At 37.2% G+C, this 21,314-nt stretch carries 17 protein-coding genes, 1 tRNA gene and 1 pseudogene; 5 read left to right on the forward strand and 14 right to left on the reverse strand.

All coding sequences use genetic code 11. The features are described from left to right. Positions 1–101 precede the first annotated feature (101 nt). From truB to greA, 10 genes are all read right to left on the reverse strand, one after another. Entirely contained in the window at positions 102–1,016 is a 915-nt protein-coding gene (truB, locus tag PF272_RS08240; RefSeq protein WP_271142370.1) for a tRNA pseudouridine(55) synthase TruB, read from the reverse strand. 11 nt (positions 1,017–1,027) lie between these two features. After that, on the reverse strand, positions 1,028–1,414 hold the full coding sequence (gene rbfA, locus PF272_RS08245) for a 30S ribosome-binding factor RbfA (protein ID WP_065234108.1): 387 nt from the start codon (positions 1,412–1,414) through the stop codon (positions 1,028–1,030). Positions 1,415–1,495: 81 nt separating this feature from the next. Beyond that, a complete protein-coding gene (gene infB / locus PF272_RS08250) occupies positions 1,496–4,024 on the reverse strand; it encodes a translation initiation factor IF-2 (RefSeq protein WP_271142371.1) in 2,529 nt (842 codons plus the stop codon). A gap of 16 nt (positions 4,025–4,040) precedes the next feature. After that, positions 4,041–5,528, reverse strand: coding sequence for a transcription termination factor NusA (gene nusA / locus PF272_RS08255; RefSeq protein ID WP_065234106.1), 1,488 nt, complete (start codon positions 5,526–5,528; stop codon positions 4,041–4,043). A gap of 31 nt (positions 5,529–5,559) precedes the next feature. After that, positions 5,560–6,024 carry a ribosome maturation factor RimP gene (gene rimP, locus PF272_RS08260; RefSeq protein ID WP_065239072.1) on the reverse strand — a complete coding sequence of 155 codons (465 nt, stop codon included), beginning with the start codon at positions 6,022–6,024 and terminating at the stop codon, positions 5,560–5,562. A gap of 174 nt (positions 6,025–6,198) precedes the next feature. Beyond that, positions 6,199–6,275, reverse strand: a tRNA-Met gene (locus tag PF272_RS08265). A 176-nt stretch (positions 6,276–6,451) separates the two neighbouring features. Next, positions 6,452–7,702, reverse strand: a complete 1,251-nt coding sequence (gene sstT, locus PF272_RS08270) for a serine/threonine transporter SstT (protein WP_271142372.1) — start codon at positions 7,700–7,702, stop codon at positions 6,452–6,454. A 174-nt stretch (positions 7,703–7,876) separates the two neighbouring features. Next, positions 7,877–9,037 carry a ribonuclease D gene (gene rnd, locus PF272_RS08275; protein ID WP_271142373.1) on the reverse strand — a complete coding sequence of 387 codons (1,161 nt, stop codon included), beginning with the start codon at positions 9,035–9,037 and terminating at the stop codon, positions 7,877–7,879. 72 nt (positions 9,038–9,109) lie between these two features. Beyond that, positions 9,110–10,822, reverse strand: coding sequence for a long-chain-fatty-acid--CoA ligase FadD (gene fadD, locus PF272_RS08280; RefSeq protein ID WP_271142374.1), 1,713 nt, complete (start codon positions 10,820–10,822; stop codon positions 9,110–9,112). Between the two features lie 135 nt (positions 10,823–10,957). Then, positions 10,958–11,434 carry a transcription elongation factor GreA gene (greA, locus tag PF272_RS08285; RefSeq protein WP_065234101.1) on the reverse strand — a complete coding sequence of 159 codons (477 nt, stop codon included), beginning with the start codon at positions 11,432–11,434 and terminating at the stop codon, positions 10,958–10,960. Positions 11,435–11,601: 167 nt separating this feature from the next. Between greA and dacB the strand changes: the two genes are divergently transcribed. Beyond that, positions 11,602–13,062 carry a serine-type D-Ala-D-Ala carboxypeptidase gene (gene dacB / locus PF272_RS08290; protein WP_413789440.1) on the forward strand — a complete coding sequence of 487 codons (1,461 nt, stop codon included), beginning with the start codon at positions 11,602–11,604 and terminating at the stop codon, positions 13,060–13,062. Positions 13,063–13,111: 49 nt separating this feature from the next. Here the strand turns inward: dacB and purF are convergent, their stop codons facing one another. From purF to mdh, 4 genes are all read right to left on the reverse strand, one after another. Next, positions 13,112–14,629: an amidophosphoribosyltransferase gene (purF, locus tag PF272_RS08295; RefSeq protein WP_271142376.1), complete on the reverse strand. Its 1,518-nt coding sequence runs from the start codon at positions 14,627–14,629 to the stop codon at positions 13,112–13,114. A gap of 11 nt (positions 14,630–14,640) precedes the next feature. After that, positions 14,641–15,156, reverse strand: coding sequence for a CvpA family protein (locus PF272_RS08300; RefSeq protein WP_065238124.1), 516 nt, complete (start codon positions 15,154–15,156; stop codon positions 14,641–14,643). A 191-nt stretch (positions 15,157–15,347) separates the two neighbouring features. After that, a complete protein-coding gene (locus PF272_RS08305) occupies positions 15,348–16,364 on the reverse strand; it encodes a branched-chain amino acid aminotransferase (RefSeq protein WP_271142377.1) in 1,017 nt (338 codons plus the stop codon). 166 nt (positions 16,365–16,530) lie between these two features. Continuing rightward, the gene (gene mdh, locus PF272_RS08310; protein ID WP_271142378.1) at positions 16,531–17,463 is read right to left on the reverse strand and encodes a malate dehydrogenase; all 933 of its coding nucleotides are present in this window, start codon (positions 17,461–17,463) and stop codon (positions 16,531–16,533) included. 229 nt (positions 17,464–17,692) lie between these two features. On the opposite strand from mdh, the gene argR reads away from it, so the two are divergent. The 4 genes and pseudogenes from argR to PF272_RS08330 form a co-directional block, all read left to right on the forward strand. After that, on the forward strand, positions 17,693–18,157 hold the full coding sequence (gene argR / locus PF272_RS08315; RefSeq protein ID WP_065234095.1) for a transcriptional regulator ArgR: 465 nt from the start codon (positions 17,693–17,695) through the stop codon (positions 18,155–18,157). Between the two features lie 19 nt (positions 18,158–18,176). After that, positions 18,177–19,067 carry a TIGR01777 family oxidoreductase gene (locus PF272_RS08320; protein ID WP_271142379.1) on the forward strand — a complete coding sequence of 297 codons (891 nt, stop codon included), beginning with the start codon at positions 18,177–18,179 and terminating at the stop codon, positions 19,065–19,067. A gap of 186 nt (positions 19,068–19,253) precedes the next feature. Then, positions 19,254–20,999: a 30S ribosomal protein S12 methylthiotransferase accessory factor YcaO gene (gene ycaO, locus PF272_RS08325; protein ID WP_271142380.1), complete on the forward strand. Its 1,746-nt coding sequence runs from the start codon at positions 19,254–19,256 to the stop codon at positions 20,997–20,999. Between the two features lie 32 nt (positions 21,000–21,031). Beyond that, positions 21,032–21,157: pseudogene (locus PF272_RS08330) on the forward strand (pyrimidine dimer DNA glycosylase/endonuclease V); the annotation flags it as partial. Positions 21,158–21,314: the final 157 nt, after the last annotated feature.

A 21,314-nucleotide genomic window follows, 5' to 3' on the forward strand; every position in this document is an offset into this window, starting at 1 on the left:
CAATGAGGAGGAGTAAACAGGAGAAATTAAAATTACACAGAAAATTAGCGAAGCTGATAATCAATAGGCTTACTTAGATAATAATTGAATATCCAATATTTTTATTTACTAGGATTCACTAATCGCCTTGGATGCAGTACATCCCGAATCATTTCTGCTACACCGATAAAATTACCTTGCTCACTATAAATTGTATATAGTCCTTGCCCGGTGAGCTGTTCTAACTTGATACGTTGTCCAAATGCTAATTTTTGGGCGACTTCCGTTGTAACAGTTAATTTTGGTAAGTCTGTAATCGCTGTATCAAGCGGTAATAACAGTTTATCTAATTCAGCGAATTGCTGTTGTTCAGCTAACTCTGCTAAACGTTCAAGCGTTACCATCGCTGCAAACGGATAATTAGCAACTTTAGTTCGGCGTAGCATAGTTACGTGAGCACCACATCCTAAATACTCACCTAAATCATCAATTAGCGTCCGAATATAAGTGCCTTTTGAACAGTGTACAGACAAAGTTAAATATGGGGCTTGATATTCAATAAACTCTAGCGAAAAAATCGTAATCGGACGGGCTTCTCGCTCAATCGTAATCCCGGCACGAGCATATTCATAAAGCGGTTTTCCTTGATGCTTTAACGCAGAAAACATTGTTGGAACTTGTTGTAGCTCACCAGTGAAATGTGGCAAAGCTGCCATAATTTGAGCTAAATCTACATTTATTGCACGCTGTTCAACCACTTGCCCATCTGCATCAGAGGTATCAGTACGTTCCCCTAATTTAGCTGTAACTAAATAACATTTATCCGCATCAAGTAAGTGTTGAGAAAATTTTGTTGCTTCACCAAGGCAAATCGGTAACATCCCTGTTGCTAATGGATCTAAAGCCCCAGTATGCCCAGCTTTATTTGCTTGATAATAACGTTTTACTTGCTGTAATACGTGGTTTGAACTCATACCTTGCGGTTTATCTAACAACACAATGCCGTCAATATCACGTCCTTTTTTCGCTTTTGCCACGCTGACTCCTATCACTCCTGATCATCGTGATGTTTCGCTTTATCTTGGTTCACAACTTGCGTAACCAAATTTGACATTCTCATCCCTTCGACTAAAGAAGTGTCATAAATAAAGCGTAACTCTGGCACAATACGTAAACGCATTGCTTTACCTAATAGAGAGCGAATATAAGGTGAGGCTTTTTCAAGTCCAATTAATCCTTGCTCAATATGCGCTTCATCTTCATTAAATAAAAACGTAACAAATACTTTTGCATATGCAAGATCTCTAGATACTTCTACATCTGATACCGTTACCATACCAATGCGAGGATCTTTAACCTCACGTTGTAAAATAACGGCAATCTCTTTTTTGATCTCTTGTGCCACACGTTGGGCACGGCTAAATTCTCTTGCCATAGTTAAATCCTTTCAGAAATAAACAAAGTGGTAAACTCTCGCTACCACTTTGTTTGTTAGATTTTGCTTGATGAATTTGTATTAAATTGAACGTTTAATTTCAACCGTTTCAAATACTTCAATTTGGTCGCCAGTACGAACATCGTTGTAGTTCTTCACACCGATACCACATTCCATACCATTACGGACTTCGTTTACATCATCTTTGAAGCGACGTAGCGATTCTAACTCCCCTTCAAAAATTACCACGTTATCACGTAATACACGGATTGGATTATGACGTTTCACAACCCCTTCAATCACCATACAACCTGCAATCGCACCAAATTTCGGTGAACGGAATACATCACGTACTTCAGCTAAACCAATAATTTCTTGTTTGAATTCTGGTTGTAACATACCGCTTAATGCAGCTTTGATTTCGTTAATTAAGTCATAAATCACAGAATAGTAACGAAGATCAATGCTTTCACTTTCCACAATACGACGTGCAGAAGCATCAGCACGAACATTAAAGCCGACAAGAATTGCATTTGAGGCTGCCGCTAATGTCGCATCAGTTTCGGTAATTCCTCCCACACCAGAACCAATAATTTTCACTTTTACTTCATCAGTTGAGAGTTCTAATAATGCTTGGCAAATCGCTTCTACCGAACCTTGTACGTCAGCTTTAACAATGATGTTCAATTCAGAAACATCACCTTCTGTCATACTGCTAAACATATTTTCAAGTTTCGCTTTTTGCTGACGAGCTAATTTCACTTCACGGAATTTACCTTGACGATAAAGTGCAACTTCACGTGCTTTCTTCTCATCACGAACAACGGTCATTTCATCACCCGCAGCAGGTACGCCAGAGAGACCTAAAATTTCTACTGGAATAGATGGACCAGCGGTTTTAACTTCTTTACCGATTTCATTACGCATTGCACGAACACGACCATACTCTAAGCCACAAAGTACAATATCGCCACGGTTTAAAGTTCCAGATTGTACTAACACAGTTGCAACTGGACCACGTCCTTTATCTAAGTAAGATTCAATCACAACCCCACTTGCCATACCATCTTTAACTGCTGTTAATTCAAGTACTTCCGCTTGTAATAAGATCGCATCAAGGAGTTCATCAATCCCTAATCCTTTCTTCGCCGAAACATTAACAAATTGTGTATCACCACCCCAATCTTCAGAAATTACCCCATGCTGTGATAATTCTGTTTTTACACGATCAGGATCTGCTTCTGGTTTATCAATTTTATTTACTGCAACAACTAAAGGTACATTCGCTGCTTTAGCGTGTTGGATCGCTTCAATAGTTTGTGGCATTACACCATCATCAGCAGCAACCACTAATACCACGATATCTGTTGCTTGAGCACCACGAGCACGCATCGAAGTAAACGCAGCGTGTCCCGGAGTATCTAAGAAAGTAATATCCCCATTTGGTGTATGTACGTGGTATGCACCAATATGTTGGGTAATTCCACCTGCTTCGCCAGCAGCGACTTTTGCCTTACGGATATAGTCAAGCAATGATGTTTTACCATGGTCAACGTGTCCCATAATGGTTACAACTGGTGCACGTGGCTCTGACTCAGCATTCATATCACGATCGCTTAATACTGCTTCTTCTAATTCATTCTCACGACGTAATACAACTTTATGTCCCATTTCTTCAGCAACTAACTGTGCTGTTTCTTGGTCAATAACTTGGTTAATGGTTGCCATTGCCCCCATTTTCATCATTGTCTTAATAACTTCGGTTGCTTTTACCGCCATTTTATTTGCCAGTTCGCCAACTGTAATGGTTTCACTGATCACCACATCACGGGAAACTGGCTGTGCTGGTTTAGTAAAGCTTTGTTGTAATGCACTCTTACGGTTAGCTTTTTTATTACCTTTACCGTTTTGTTGATTATTACGACGATTTGCTTCACGTTCATTTTTTGAAGATTCTTCATCGCGGCCATTCTTTTTGGTTTTTGTTACTTTCTTACCGCGTCCTCGATTTTCATTACGGCGCTCTTCTTCATTTTCTGCTTCACGTGCATAAGATGAAGTGAAGTGATAGTCTGAATAATCGTCTGCATCATCATCTGCAACATCATCATCAGAAAAATCAGCATAACGTTTTGCATCTTCCGCAGCTTTTCTTGCTTGTTCTTCTGCTTTTTGACGAGCAGCTTCTTCTGCTTTACGGCGGAATTCAGCTTCTTCTGCTTTACGTTTTTGTTTAGTTTCGTCTTTTTCTGCTGCGACTTTTTTCGCTGGCTCTGTTTTTTTCGCAGGTTTTGATTCTGCTTTCGCTGTTTCTGCTTTCGCAGCTTCTTCTTTCTTCGCTTTTTCAGCTTGTTCTGCTGCTTTTTTCGCTTTAGCTTCTGCTTCTTGACGAGCCTGTGCTTCTAAACGAGCTTGTTCAGCAGCTTGTTTTTCCATTTCAGCTTGAGCACGAGTATCGATCACACGAGTTTTACGTGTTTCAATTTTAACTTCTTTGCTTTTTCCACTGCCATTTTGTTGAACCGTTAATGTACTATGTGTTGAACGTTTCAACTTTAATTTAGTTGGTTTTTTCTCTGTCACTTGGGTATCAGTTTTTTTATCAGTCATCTGTACACCACCTTAATTATTCTTCATTACCAAACCAGCAGATATTACGGGCTGCCATAATCAGTTCTGCTGCTTGTTCTGCAGAAAGTTCTTCAATATCACTTAAATCATCAACACCTTGCTCCGCAAGTTCTTCTAATGTGGTGATATTTTTCTCAGCTAATTTCACTGCTAAATGACGATTCATACCTTCTAATTTTAGTAAGGCTTCTTCTACATTGATATTCGCCAAAGCTGCTTCTTCTGCTAATGCAATTTTTGTTAATGCTTCTTTTGCACGATTGCGCAATTCTTCTGCAAGATCTTCATCAAAACCGTCAATCTCAAGCAGTTCTTCCATTGGAACATAAGCAATTTCTTCTAATTTGCTAAATCCTTCTTCTGAAAGAAGCGCAGCAAACTCTTCATCAAGATCCAATGCTTCCATAAATAAATTAATGGTCTTTTGATTTTCTGCTTGATGTTTATTCTCTAAGTCGTCGCTACTCATTACATTTAATGTCCAACCTGTTAGTTGTGAAGCAAGTTTGACATTTTGTCCATTACGACCAATAGCTTGCGCAAGATTTGCTGACTCTACCGCGATATCCATTGATTTTTTATCTTCATCAACAACGATAGAAACTACGTCCGCTGGTGCCATTGCATTGATAACAAATTGTGCTGGATTATCGTCCCAAAGTACGATATCAACACGTTCACCATCTAATTCATTTGTAATTGCTTGTACACGTGCACCACGCATACCTACGCAAGCACCTACTGGATCAATACGTTTGTCATGGCTTTTCACGGCAATTTTGGCACGGATACCTGGATCACGAGTAGCAGCTTTAATTTCAATAACACCTTCACCAATTTCAGGCACTTCAATTTTGAATAACTCAATCAACATTTCTGGTTTAGAACGTGTTACAAAAAGTTGAACGCCTTTCGCTTCAGGGTTAACTTTATAAAGTACACCACGCACACGGTCACCAGCACGGAAGTTTTCACGTGGTAATAAATCTTCACGCAAAATCATCGCTTCTGCTTGGTTTCCTAAATCGAGAATTACATTCTCACGATTAACTTTTTTCACTACACCAGTGATAATCTCACCTTCTCTTTCTTTAAATTGTTCAACAACTTTATTACGCTCTGCATCACGGATTTTTGCACTAATCACTTGGCGAGCTGTTTGCATCGTAATACGATCGAAAGCGATAGACTCGATTTCGTCTTCAATGAATTCACCTAATTTAATCTCTGGTTCTTCCATTTGTGCTGCTTCTAAGGTGATCTCTCTTGTTGGATGAGTTACATGCTCAACAACTAACCAACGGCGGTAAGTAATAAAATCGCCTGTTTTTTGATTGATAGAAACGCGAACATCAATATCTTGTTCATATTTTTTCTTAGTAGAAATCGCTAATGCACTTTCTAACGCCTCAAAAATCTTCTCTCGAGGCAATAATTTTTCATTTGATACTGCTTCCGCAGCTAATAAAATTTCTTTGCTCATAGGTTATCTCTCTATTAATTCATACAATTCTTTATTTAAAGGAAATTTTTGGCACGATATTTGCTTTTTGGATATTACCAAATGCGAAAACTTGCGGCTCTCCATCCACATTCACTGTAATCATATCGCCATCAACACTGACTAAATCACCTTGCCATTTACGACGCCCCGCTGTTGCGATACGTAGATGAATCACTACTTCTTGTCCAACAAAGCGTTGATAGTGTTCTAATGTAAACAATGGACGATCTAAACCTGGCGATGACACCTCAAGGTTATATTTATCGCTAATTGGATCTTCAACATCTAAAATTGCCCCAACTTCACGACTTACTTCACTACAATCATCAATAGTTACGCCATTTTCCTTATCAATATATAAACGGACTGTTGAATAGCGACCAGCTCGCGGACATTCAATTCCCACAAGCTCAAATCCCATACCTTCAACAGTAGGTTGTAATAGATCTTGTAACTTTTGTTCTAGCGTTGCCAAAGATAATCTCCTTGTTCATTGTCAAATTAAAGGTATAAAAAAAGGGCTTTTAAGCCCCGTTTCTTCGTGTTTACCAAACTGAACAAATAAATTTTTCTTACAAAATTTATTCCACAAAAAAACCCCTAACGGGGCTTCAACTCTTTACTACTGATCAATTTCATTCAATGAAATTGGTTGCGGGGGCTGGATTTGAACCAACGACCTTCGGGTTATGAGCCCGACGAGCTACCAAGCTGCTCCACCCCGCGTCTGAAATCTGGGGCGTATTATACAGATATTTTGATGTGTATCAAGTGCTTTATCCTAAATTATCCTTGTTATATAGAATAAGTGCATAAAAATGAGGCAATTTTCTTTCTCTGCTCACTGCAATTAAACAAAAGGGCAACACTCTGTTGCCCTTTATATGATTAAGCAAATTTAATTATGCTTGTTGACTTTTTCTCTCTTCTTCAATACAAGCCGCTGCAGTAAAGATAACATCTGTTGATGAGTTTAGTGCAGTTTCGGTTGAGTCTTGTAATACCCCAATAATAAAGCCCACCCCGATAACTTGAGCTGCAATATCATTAGAGATCCCGAACAAACTACAAGCTAATGGAATTAATAATAAGGAACCACCCGCCACACCTGACGCACCACACGCACACACTGTAGCTACAACACTAAGTAATAAAGCCGTTGGCAAACTCACCTCAATACCTAAAGTATGCACCGCAGCTAAGGTTAAAATTGTGATTGTAATTGCCGCACCGCCCATATTGATGGTTGCACCTAATGGAATTGATACGGAATAAGTTTCTTCTTTTAAGCCTAAACGTTGGGCTAACTCCATATTAACTGGAATATTTGCTGCAGAACTACGAGTAAAGAATGCAGTTAAACCACTTACACGGATACATTTCCAAACTAATGGATAGGGATTTGTTCGTGTTTTCCAGTACACTAAAATTGGGTTTACCACAAAGGCAACAAAGAGCATTGAGCCAATCAATACGGCTAATACTTGGATATAACCACCTAATGCTGCTAATCCTCTATCCGCTAAAGTCGATGCCACTAAGCCAAATACCCCAACTGGTGCAAAAGCAATAACCACTTTCACAATCATTGAAATTGCTTCAGATACATCACTTAATAAACTTTTTGTTGTATCAGAGGCATGACGTAATGCAACACCTAAACCAATCGCCCACGCTAAGATACCGATAAAGTTTGCATTGAATAGTGCATTGAATGGGTTATCAATCACGTTAAAGACTAATGTACTTAATACTTGAATTACACTTTCAGGCGGCGCAATTGATTTTTCTGCATCACCTAATGCAAGTGTGGTTGGGAACATAAAACTTGCCACAACTGCAACCAGTGCTGATAAGAATGTACCTAAAAGATAAAGATAAAGGATACTTTTAAGATTATTTTTCTCACCTACTTTACGGTTTGCAATAGCAGCAATTACTAAAACAAAAATTAGAATTGGTGCAATCGAACGTAATGAGCGTACAAAAATTTGTCCAAGAAAGCTAACATCCTCAGCTAAATTAGTTCCTAAAGCAGGTTCTAAATAAGGAGAAATCAAAGCAAGCAAAATCCCTAATAAAAGACCTGTTGCCACTCTTTTTACAAGAGAACCTTGAAAAAGTAATGCGGTAAAACGAGATGAAGTAACCATAATTATAATATCTATAAATGTTGTGTTAATAACAAAGAGGCTAATAAACCTCCGCCCATCGCTAAAGATAGCTGAAATTATAAATTATGCAAATAAAATAATCGTAAAATAATCTTTTTTCCTGATTGATAAAAAATATCTAAAAAATACCTATATTTTTTAGATATTATCAACTTATTTCTCTAATGAAAGTTCTACTTCACGTAATGCTGCTAGTAATTGTTCCCCATAAGGTTGTCGCCATGATTGTAATAATTCAGGTTTTCGATCTTGCGGTTCATCAGACCAATACCATTTTAAAAGTTGGTGTAATAATTTTTTACTAGCAATCACTTGGGTAGGTAGCTGCTCTTTCACTAATCGTTTTAAATTTTTTTGTAATACATTAATTGCTTTCTTATACCCAGCTCGTTCCGAAATATTTTCAATTAAAGCTGGATAATCAGAAGCTGGAACACGCTTTGCTTGTTCAATCAATAACAGCAGCTTTTTACCATGACGTTTAATTTCCATAGGGTGCAATCCTAACTCTAATAATTGTGAAGTATGTTTAGGTGAATGGATCGCTGTTTGGATTAGACCTTCATTACTCACAATAAAACTCAAGGCAAGATTACGTTTAATGCCTTCTTGTAAACGCCATTTGGCTAAAAATTTTAGGTTATTTAACTGTTCTCGGTTAAGTCGCCATGCATTGCCAATATCTAAATAAGCATTTTCTGCTGAAATGTGTTTACAGCGTTTTTCGGCAACAAATTGGCACTCTTGTTGAATAATTTCTTGCCATGGTGAAGTTTTCATTGCCATTGCCATTTGTTGATAGACTGGTAATAAGTAATATACATCCGCAGCAGCATACTGTAATTGTCGATCTGTTAAGGGACGCTTTAACCAATCAGTACGCGACATTTTCTTATCCAATTCGATCTTTAGATAATGTTCAACCAATAAAGCAAACCCCGCAGATAAAGGAAATCCTAAAAAATTAGCTGCAATTTGTGTATCAATGAGAGGCTGTGGTAATTGCCCAAATTGTTGGTAAAAAATCTCAATATCTTCACCACTCGCGTGTAATACTTTTAACACGTTTTGATCCGCTAATAGGGTAATAAAAGGTTGCCACTCTGTAATTGTTAATGGGGCAATTAAAGCAACGGTTTCACCATAATAAAGCTGAATTAATCCTAATTTCGCATAATAACTGCGAATACGTTCAAACTCAGTATCTAACGCCACCACTGGGAATTGTTGTGCTGTTTGGCATATTTGTTGTAATGACGCATTGTCTTTGATGATTTGGTAAGGGATGTTGTTTGGGGTAAGTAGGTTTTGCATAGAGATTACCTAAAAAAGCAAGGCATGAAATTCATGCCTTGTTATTATTGGAAAATAATATGGATAATTTAATTATTCATCTTCATTTGCTGTTGCATTCGCCATATTCGCTCGTTTGGCTAATTCTTCCTCACGAACAACTCGGCGTAAGATTTTACCTACATTACTTTTTGGTAATTCTTCACGGAACTCGATCTCTTTTGGAATTTTGTAACCTGTCAAATAATTACGACAATGTTTACGCAATTCATCTCGAGTCAAACTTTCCTCTTTTTTCACAACAACGGCTTTAATGATTTCTCCTGACACTGGATGTGGAATACCAATAACGGCTGCTTCTTTCACTTTTTTATTCAGCATAATCACATCTTCAACTTCATTTGGATAAACATTAAAGCCAGAGACAATAATCATATCTTTTTTACGATCAACAATGCGTAGCTGATAATCATCGTCCATTTCGACAATATCACCAGTTGCCATCCAACCGTCTTTTAAAACTGCCGCAGTTTCTTCAGGTTTATTCCAATACCCTTGCATCACTTGTGCGCCTTTCACCCATAATTCGCCCGGTTGATTAAGCCCCACTTCATTACCGTTATCATCCATAATTTTAATATCGGTATCTGGGACTGGCACACCAATTTTTCCTGCATGACCAGAAAAGTTAGATGGGTTACAAGCAATTAACGGCGAACATTCAGTCATCCCATATCCTTCTAAAATATGGCATCCTGTCATTTCATACCACCGCTGGGCAACGGCCTTTTGTACTGACACCCCACCACCAACAGTCAATTTTAACTGTGAGAAATCAACCTCTTTTAACTCTTCTTGGTGTAACAATGAATTAAATAAGGTATTCACCCCAGTAATCGCGATTGGGCGATAACGTTTTAACTCTTTAATTAAATTAGGTAAATCACGCGGATTAGTAATCAGTACACCAGTTAAACCAAAATTAATGAATAACAAGGCATTAACGGTTAAAGAGAACACGTGATACATTGGCAGAATAATGGTCGCATAGCGATTTTTTCCCGCTTTAACAAACGGCTCTGCTAACCATTTAGCTTGGGCAATGTTATAGATCATATTACCATGTGTTAGCATTGCTCCTTTCGCTACCCCAGTTGTTCCCCCTGTATATTGCAAGAAAGCCAGATCTTTCTTACCAATTTCAGGGAGAATATATTGACGGTATTTTCCGATTCGTAACACCTCACGAAATGTTACTGCGTGCGGTAATTTATATTTTGGTACTAATTTTTTAATGTATTTAACAATAAAATTAACTAAGGTTCTTTTACCAAATGAAAGCTGATCGCCCATTCTGGTTAAAATCACGTGTTTAACGTCTGTATTAAACACTACTTTTTCTAAAGTAGAAGCAAAATTAGACACCACAACAATCGCTGTTGCACCACTATCCTTTAGTTGGTGTTCTAACTCTCGAGGCGTATAAAGAGGATTAACATTCACTACAACTAACCCGGCACGTAACACACCAAACAATGTAATCGGATATTGCAATAAATTTGGCATCATTAACGCTACTCGCTCACCTCGTTCTAATTTCAATTCATTTTGTAAATACGCCGCAAATGCTCGGCTACGCTCTTCTAATTTACGGTAAGTTAATACTTGCCCCATATTCACATAAGCAGGACGATCCGGATGTTCTCTTACCGCTTTTTCTAACATTTCGACTAAAGACGACAATGCCAAAGTATCTGGATCCATGCGTGATTCCGCTGGATAATTTTTAACCCACAATCTTTCCATGTTTATCTTATCTTTCTTCTTCGTTAAAATTCTGTCGCTATGTTATCACAAAATTACGCTTTTTTTGTATAACTCGCTAATTTGATAGGAATTTCAAGGACAAAAAAGGTTGCTTACTCAGCAACCTTCTTAGAATTAACGATATTCAACGTTAATAATGTCAAATTCAACATTACCGCCGGGAGTGGTAATATTCACATTATCATCAACTTCTTTACCGATTAAACCTCTCGCAATCGGTGAATTAACTGAAATCAGGCCTTGCTTAATATCCGCTTCATCATCACCAACAATTTGGTATGTCACCTCTTCATCGGTTTCAACATTGACCAATACCACAGTTGCCCCAAAAATAACTCGGCCATTATTGGTCATTTTAGTTACATCAATGACTTGAGCATTAGCTAATTTCCCCTCAATTTCTTGAATTCTTCCTTCGCAAAAACCTTGTTGTTCACGCGCCGCATGGTATTCTGCATTTTCTTTTAAATCACCATGTTCACGTGCTTCAGCAATGGCTTTAATAATTTCTGGACGACGCACATTTTTTAAAAAATCAAGCTCTTCACGCAACAGCGTCGCTCCTCGTACTGTCATTGGAATTTGTTGCATTATTCTGTCCTTTTTCCCTACTGTCAGTCAAAACAAAGCCACACAAGATGCTAATTTACACCTTGTGTGACGAAAATAATAAATAGTGATTTACGAAATCAACGTGAGCTATTATTATTTACCGCATTGCAAAAAATATCAATATCAAAAAAATTTCGTTGTTTATGATGTTTTCAAACTCAATTCGCTCACGTTTTTTTAAATATACAGCTTTTCTTTTACCTCTGATTGCTTGTAGTTCATTTTCTCAATCTAGTTTTGCTACTGTTGATGTGACACCAATTATTCAGCAATTACCAAAGGGAGCAAGTGCTACCATTGCAGCTAAAAATTTAGTGACAGGGCAATCTGCTGCCAATTATCAAGGTGATGTTTTTATGTTGCCTGCTAGTACACAAAAAGTTTTTACGGCTCTTGCCGCAAAATTGTTTCTTACTGATCAATTTAAGTTTCAAACCAGTTTATTAACTGATGGGAAAATTGAAGGAAACCGTCTTAAAGGTAATCTTATTATTAAATTTAGTGGTGATCCTGATTTACGTAGTGGACAACTTTATAATTTATTAGCCACACTCAAAAAACGAGGCGTTACTCAGATTGATGGTAGTTTAATTCTTGATACCTCTATTTTTTCTTCCCATGACCGTGGTCTTGGTTGGATTTGGAACGATTTAACGATGTGTTTTAATGCTCCACCAGCCGCAGTCAATATTGATGGTAACTGTTTTTCAGTGAATGTGAATGCGAATGGCCCTGTGGGAAGTCTGGTCCGTGTTGATGTACTATCACAATATCCAATCCAAATGTTTAGCCAAGTTTATATTGTTAGCGACAATGAAGCGGGTTATTGCCAATTTGATGTTGTTAGTAACGACAATAATCGTTACCAGCTTAAAGGTTGTATTCGCCGTCAGCCTAAAAATTTTGGTTTAAGTTTTGCTGTACAAGACACTGACAGCTATGCCACAGCGATTATTCAACGAATGTTAAAAAATCTAGGCATCTCTTATAACGGTCAAGTACAAATTCCATTCCAACCGCAGCAAGGCACTGTATTAGCAGTTCAAGAATCTAAACCATTACCAGAGTTATTGAAAAAGATGATGAAGCATTCTGATAATCAGATTGCTGATGCCTTGTTTAGAACTATTGCTTATTACTATTATAAACGCCCTGCCACATTCCAATTAGGTGGTATGGCGGTTAGAAGTATTTTAGAAAAAAATACTAATATTCGTTTTGGTAACAGTATTATTGCTGATGGTTCTGGGTTATCACGTCAAAACTTAATTAGTGCGAATACAATGTTGCAAGCACTTGAATACATTGCTAAAAACGATAATAAGTTAAATCTGTTACAAACATTTCCTATTGCGGGAGTAGATGGCACGATTAGTGGGCGTGGTTCATTAATCAGCTCTCCTCTCGTCAAAAATGTTATTGCGAAAACAGGATCATTAAAAGGTGTTTATAACCTGGCTGGGTTCTTAACGAATGCTCGTGGTGAACGGGTCGCATTTGTGCAATTTGTCAATGGCTACTCAACTGGCGATTTAGAAGATAAAACACAACGAGCGCCTTTAGTTCGCTTTGAATCTCAATTATATCGGTCGTTATATAGTGATTAGTAAAAGAAATGCCGCAGTTAGCGGCATTCTTTATCAATCAATTATAAAATTAACCTTCACTATAAATCTCTAAATTTGTCGCTTCACTCTCTTGGCGTTTCTTACTACCATCATTACGCATTGACGCAATTTTATCTAAATACTCTTGCGTAATATCGCCCGTAATATATTCACCTGTAAACACAGAAGCATCAAAATCTTCAATCGCTGGGTTTTCTTGACGTACGGCTTCTTCTAATGCAGAAAGATCTTGGAAAATGAGTTTATCAACGCCAATTAACTGTGCAATTTCTTCAGCAGTGCGTCCATACGCAATCAACTCTTGTGAGGTTGGCATATCAATACCATACACATTTGGATAGCGAATTTCTGGTGCAGCAGAAGCAAAATAGATTTTCTTCGCACCAGCCGCACGTGCCATTTCTACGATTTGTTCTGAGGTTGTTCCTCTTACAATAGAATCATCAACTAATAACACATTTTTGCCTTTAAACTCTGACGAAATTGTATTTAATTTACGTCTAACCGAATTACGGCGTTGTGTTTGACCTGGCATAATAAAGGTGCGGCCTACATAGCGATTTTTCACAAAACCTTGGCGATAAGGTTTATTCAACACATTAGCTATGCGTAAGGCAATATCATTTGAGGTTTCTGGTACAGGGATAATCACATCAATATCATCAAGAATATCACTCCATTCACGTGCGATTTTCTCACCAAGATATTCCCCCATATGTACCCTTGCGGCATAGACAGATACTCCATCAATATAAGAATCTGGACGAGCAAAATAGACAAACTCAAAAATACAAGGTGCTAATTTTGTATTATCAGAACATTGCTTAGAATGTAATTTTCCATCAAAAGTAATATAAATTGCTTCCCCCGGATTCACATCACGTACAAATTCAAAACCAACTGCATCTAAAGCAACGGTTTCTGAAGCAAACATATATTCTGTTTTCCCTTGCTCTTCTCGTTTACCTAGTACTAATGGACGAATTCCAAACGGATCGCGGAAAGCAATCATTCCGTGTCCAATCAACATCGCAACACACGCATATCCACCACGAATATCTTTGTGAGTACGTTGAATCGCATAGAAAATATCATCTTCATCAAGATCATGTTTATTAATTTGTTCTAAATGATAAGCCAAAATATTAAGCAATAATTCAGAATCAGAATTGGTATTCACGTGACGGCGAGCAGATTGGAATAGCTTTTCTTTTAACTCATCTGAATTGGTTAAATTCCCATTATGAACTAATGTTAATCCATAAGGATAGTTTACATAAAAAGGCTGTGCTTCTGAAACGCTAGAACTACCTGCTGTTGGATAACGCACATGCCCCAATCCAGCGTAACCTTGCAAACGTAACATATGCTTTTGCTGAATTACATCACTGACCAATCCATTTGCTTTTCTTAAGCGAAAACGCTCTTCTTGATCGACTGTTACAATCCCAGCGGCATCCTGTCCCCGATGTTGTAATACGATTAACGCATCATAAATTGATTGATTAACGCTTGAATGTCCAAGAATTCCCACAATGCCGCACATTATATTTTCCTCTATGATGAAGTAGTTAAATCAGAATAATTAATTAGACTAGAATTGATAAAACTAGAATGCAGTTGTAGCTGATGGAAAAACCAATCAACCACGAAACCAAAGTGTGGAATTAATTTTGATTCTTTCCACCAATCACTTTGGCTGAAATTAGTAAAGGTGTCTAGGAAGAATAATAAGGCAGCGATAATCAATACTCCGCGTAACAATCCAAAACACGCACCTAATACACGATCTGTGCCTGATAATCCTGTTTTTTCAACTAATTGAGAAATGATGTAGTTAATTAGGCTACACACAATTAAGGTTGCAATAAATAAAATGACAATTGCTGTCCCATTACGCAGATATTCTGATTCTATTTGTTGGAAAAATGCTGCAAGGTAAGGGTAAAAATGACTTGATACAAAAAAAGCAATTAACCAGCTAGCTAATGACAAGACTTCTCGGACAAAACCACGAAATAAACTAATAATGACAGAAAAAGAAATAATACCAATAATAATATAATCAATCATTGTCAAATCTCTGTGACACAAAACGGCGTATATTCTACAAAAAAAGATAACGTTTGCGTAGTGCTAATTATGGGAATTCTTCAATTTAAGGCCAACACAAATTTGGCAATCAAGGCACCACCGACTATTAACGAAAAAACAGCCATAAAAATTTTTCTATGGCTGTCTTTGATTACGATAAACTAAATACATTATTCAACTTTAACAATCCACCCTTCTGGGGCTTCTACATCACCGAATTGAATACCTGTTAATTCATCATATAATGCTTTAGTGATCGGCCCTACTTCGGTTTCTGAATAGAAGACATGGAAGTCATCACCATTTTGGATACCCCCAATTGGGCTAATTACTGCAGCAGTTCCACAAGCACCTGCTTCAGTGAAACGATCTAAATCATTAATATAAACATCACCCTCGATCGCTTTTAAGCCTAAACGTTTTTCTGCTAAATAAAGTAACGAATATTTGGTAATACTCGGCAAAATAGATGGAGAGTAAGGTGTCACAAATTCATTATCTTTGGTAATTCCGAAGAAGTTTGCAGAACCAACTTCTTCAATTTTGGTATGTGTTGCTGGGTCAAGATAAATACAATCACTGAAATTACGTTCATGTGCATGATGGCCCGGTAACAAACTTGCTGCATAGTTACCACCCACTTTAGCAGCACCTGTACCTTGCGGTGCCGCACGATCATATTCAGATACAATAAAGTTAGTTGGTTTTAAGCCACCTTTAAAATAAGTCCCTACTGGACAACAAAATACAATAAATAGATACTCTTTTGCTGGGTGAACACCAATATTTTCACCAACCCCGATTAATAATGGGCGAAGATAAAGTGTCGCACCTGTACCATAAGGAGCTACCCATTCTTCATTCGCTTTCACAACTTGCTTACAAGCATCAACGAACATTTCTACTGGCACATGTGGCATTAATAAGCGATCGCAACTGCGTTGCATACGTTTTGCATTTTGATCCGGACGGAATAAGTTAATTGATCCATCTTTGCAACGATATGCTTTTAAGCCTTCAAAGCATTGCTGACCATAGTGTAATGCTGGTGATCCTTCGTGTAAGACAAGTTGATTATCTTGGGTCAACTTCCCTTCTGACCATTTACCATCTTTCCAATGTGCAACATAACGGTAGTCTGTTTTGATATAACTAAATCCTAAATTTTTCCAATCAATATCTTTCATATTTAAGCCTTCTTAACGTGTTGTGTTATCTATAACTGTCAACTAATCTACACCATAATTACGGCATTGCAACCATTTCATTGGTTAGACTGGCTTTTTTCTAGGCAAAAAATAAAAGTGCGGTTTAATTGCCGCACTTTTATCTCGATTAAGCTAGGTTATAAACTTATTTCACAAAGTTTTCGCCTAATTCAATATCTGCTTTTAATGTTGGTAACATTGCTTCAATTGCAGCTTGTTCAAATGCACTTAATGGACCAAGAGGTAATAACTCCTCAACCCCTTCTTTACCTAAACGAACGGGTTGTGCAAAGAAACGAGCATATTTACCATCACCTTCAACATAAGTACATTCAACAACTTTTTCGCCATTTAATGCACGAATTAATGAAAGTGCAAAACGTGCTGCCGCTTGTGCCATTGATAATGTTGCTGAACCACCGCCAGCTTTTGCATTAACTACTTCGGTACCTGCGTTTTGGATACGTTTTGTTAATGGTCCAATTTCTTCATCTTTCCAAGAAACATAATGAACTTGTGATAATAATGGAAGAATCGTTACACCTGAGTGACCACCAATCACTGGCACTTGAACTTTGCTCACATCAACATTTTTCAATTCAGCCACAAAGGTTTCTGAACGGAGAGTATCAAGTGTGGTTACACCAAAGAGTTTACGTTTGTCATAAACACCGGCTTTTTTCAATACTTCTGCTGCAATTGCTACTGTTGTATTCACTGGGTTAGTGATAATCCCTACACAAGCTTTTGGACAAGTTTCCGCAACTTTTTCAATTAAGTTTTTCACAATACCTGCATTGATATTGAAAAGATCTGAACGGTCCATACCTGGTTTACGTGCTACCCCTGCAGAAATTAAAACAACATCTGCACCTTCAAGGGCTGGAGTTGGATCTTCACCGGCAAAGCCTTTCACATTCACTGCAGTTGGGATATGGCTTACATCAACTGCTACACCTGGTGTTACTGGCGCAATATCATATAATGCTAAATCAGAACCTGCTGGTAATTGAATTTTTAACAATAGTGATAATGCTTGACCGATTCCGCCTGCCGCACCTAAAACAGCAACTTTCATTTTATACTCCTTATTAGTTATATAGAAAATAATATAGAAATTCTATGCCTCCTCTACGGCTTTTTCAAATAAATAAATTCAATATTGAGAACTACACCACATTTTCTATTAAAAGTCATTTGCCTATCAAAAAAGAGGCTCGCTTATTCCTATTTATGCAGTTATAATTCAAATTAATCCATTTTCTGCATTTTTATGCAAAATTTATGCAATTCTTACTTTAATTTGTATGGAAAATAAACAAGAAAAATTACTTTCAGCATTTAAATCTTTATTAGCAGAAGAAAAATTTAGCTCGCAAGGCGAAATTGTGAACGCACTCACCGATATGGGGTTTGCCAATATCAACCAATCGAAGGTATCTAGAATGTTAGCTAAATTTGGCGCCGTACGAGCAAGAAATACTAAAATGGAGATGGTCTATTGTTTGCCAAATGAATTAAGTGTGCCAACAACATCGAGTCCATTAAAAAATTTAGTGTTAGACATTGATCACAATAACTATCTGATTGTGATTAAAACGAGTCCAGGGGCTGCGCAATTAATTGCACGTTTATTAGACTCAGTCAGTAAAGCAGAAGGGATTCTAGGGACTATCGCTGGTGATGATACAATTTTTGTATCACCGACCAATGATATTCAAATTGAACAACTTATAGAGAATATTCAGGCTTTATTCAACGATTCTCTATAACTTTCATAGGAGAATGGGTATGAAGATCTTAATTACCGGTGGTACAGGATTTATTGGTAAAACACTTTTAAAACAACTTGATAGTGAAGGACACCAATTAACTTTACTTTCTCGTTCTCCTAAACAATATAGCGCACAAACTCCAGCAAATACTCAATTACTTTCATCACTAGATGGCTTTACTAATTTAGATGATTTTGATGTTGTGATTAATCTCGCTGGTGAGCCTATCTTCAATCACAGTTGGACAGATCCCCAAAAGCAAAAATTAATTGATAGTCGCATTAAAATTACCCAAAAATTGGTGAGCTTAATCAATAATGGTCAACAACCGCCGCATACCTTTATTTCTGGATCGGCTATTGGGTATTATGGTGATCATCCGCAACTAATGATGACTGAAAAAATGCCTGCGGCTAATGACTTTTTAGGTTCACTATGTCAACAATGGGAAACGACTGCTCTAGCCGCCAATACCCGTGTCTGTTTATTGCGTACTGGGTTAGTCTTAGGGAGTTATGGCGGTGTATTAGGTCGTTTGCTCCCATTATATAGCCATTGGTTAGGTGGACGGATTGGAGATGGTCAGCAATTTTGGTCGTGGATTAGTTTGCCTGATATGATTAATGCTATTCTCTTTTTAATTAAAAATAGTGAATGTCGTGGTGCTTTTAATATGGTGTCGCCTAATCCAGTGACCAACCAAGAATTTAATGATACGTTAGCTCGCTTAATGAAGCGTAAAGCTATTCTTCACATACCCGCATCACTAATTAAAATAGTCTTAGGTGAACGGGCTTGTTTATTACTGAATAGCCAAAAAATATATCCAGAAAAATTATTAAAAGCAGGTTTCCAATTTGATTGCCCAACCTTAGAGGCAACATTAGCTAAAATCCTCAATAATTAGCTTATTAAGATTAATTATCAATGAAATAGCTTGCGGGAGAGATACTTCTCCCGTACTATGCTATGCCGAAAATTGAGCATATTGTGTGAACGATTCTATTATTTATTGCTCTTTCTTATTTTTTACCGTTCTCTCTGAATACAATATGTTCCAATAATAATAACAAACATAAATAAGGATAATTTTATGACAGAACAAACTTTTATTTTGGGCAAAGATGCCGCCCTAGAAGATTCTATTTCAACGTTCCAACAAAAACTTAAAAATTTAGGCTTCAATATTGAAGAAGCTTCTTGGTTAAATCCAGTGCCAAATGTATGGTCAGTACATATTCGCGACAAAGATTGCCCACAATGTTTTTCTAACGGTAAAGGTGCAAGTAAAAAAGCCGCACTTGCTTCTGCATTAGGAGAATATTTTGAACGTCTTTCTACTAATTATTTTTTCTCTGACTATTATTTAGGAAAAGCGGTTGCAGAAGGTGAATTTGTACACTACCCAAGTGAAAAATGGTTCCCTATTGAAGATCCTGATTTATTACCCGCAGGCATTTTGGACAACACGCTATTGGATTATTTCGATCCGAATCAAGAGCTCACACCAGATTTATTAGTTGATATTCAATCAGGTAACCTTGATCGCGGTATTGTGGCATTACCTTATGTTCGCCAATCTGATCAACAAACTATCTATATTCCACAGGCGATTATCAATAACCTATATGTGTCTAATGGTATGTCTGCAGGAAATACCATGTATGAAGCTCGAGTCCAAGGGTTATCAGAAGTTTTTGAGCGTTATGTCAAAAATAAAATTATTGCTGAAGCAATCAGCTTGCCACAAATCCCTAAAGACATTTTGGCAAAATACCCTTCTGTTCAAGAATCAATAACAAAACTTGAAGAAGAAGGCTTCCCTATTTATGCATTTGATGCGTCACTTGGTGGTCAATTCCCTGTGATCTGCGTTGTACTATTTAATCGTAACAATGGTACTTGTTTTGCTTCTTTTGGGGCTCACCCTAACTTTGCAGTGGCATTAGAAAGAACTGTTACTGAGTTACTGCAAGGTCGTAGCTTAAAAGATCTTGATGTCTTTTCGCCACCTTCATTCAATAATGAAGATGTTGCTGAACACGCTAACTTAGAAACACATTTTATTGATTCTAGTGGCTTAATTTCTTGGGATCTCTTTAAACAACAAAGCGATTATGAGTTTGTGCATTGGGATTTCTCAGGTACAACAGCAGAAGAATTTGCTAATCTTATGGCATTATTTCAACGTGAAGAAAAAGAAGTCTATATTATGGATTATCAACATCTTGGCGTTTATGCTTGCCGTATTATTGTCCCTGGAATGTCAGATATTTATCCTGCTGATGATCTGATCTATGCCAATAATAATATGGGAATGGATTGGCGAGAAATCTTACTGGATTTACCCAATTTCCATCATGATGCAGAAACCTATCAAGAATTACTTGAAGAACTTGATGATCAAGGTATTGATGATGCAACTCGTGTACGTGAATTTATTGGTATTGTGGCGCCAAAAAATACGAGCTGGCAAACCTTACGCATTGGTGAGCTAAAATCGATGCTGTATCTTGCTCTTGGTGATTTAGAAAATGCGTTAGAATGGGCAACTTGGACTTATCAAATGAATAGTTCTATTTTTAATCCAGAACAAGCAAATTACTATCGTACTTTAATCAGTAGTCTTGAATTATTCTTAGATGAAAATCGAGATCCTGAGCAATATCGTGCAGTGTTTGAACGTATGTATGGTAAAAAAGCGGTTGAATTTGCTTGGAATTCAATTAATGGCGGTAACCCATTCTTCTTATTGCCAGCCAGTGATGAAACCTTAGCCAACTTCACTGAACATCAAAAATTATTACAAGCATATCAAAAACTACAACGTGCAAAATAGTCGTTTATCGCCACACCACTAAGGTGTGGCTTTTATGGCTTGATTATATTCATACTGAAAAAGCATTAATCATAAATCGAACGAGAATTGCAGAGAGAATGCCGAAAAAAGCGAGATTTACTAAAGCGAAAAAAAGCCTTGACTCGCAAGGCTTATAATCATTTTAAAATAATCTGATTTCCCACTCTATTGTATTAATAAAAATTAAAACCAATTAAATCAATAATATAAATTAAAACACACTAACAAATACCGTCATTTATACCGTCAATAAAGATTAATTGGTTTAAATCACACTTATACTAGTAAAATCAT

This window comes from Gallibacterium faecale, assembly GCF_027920745.1.
Lineage (GTDB): Bacteria > Pseudomonadota > Gammaproteobacteria > Enterobacterales > Pasteurellaceae > Gallibacterium > Gallibacterium faecale.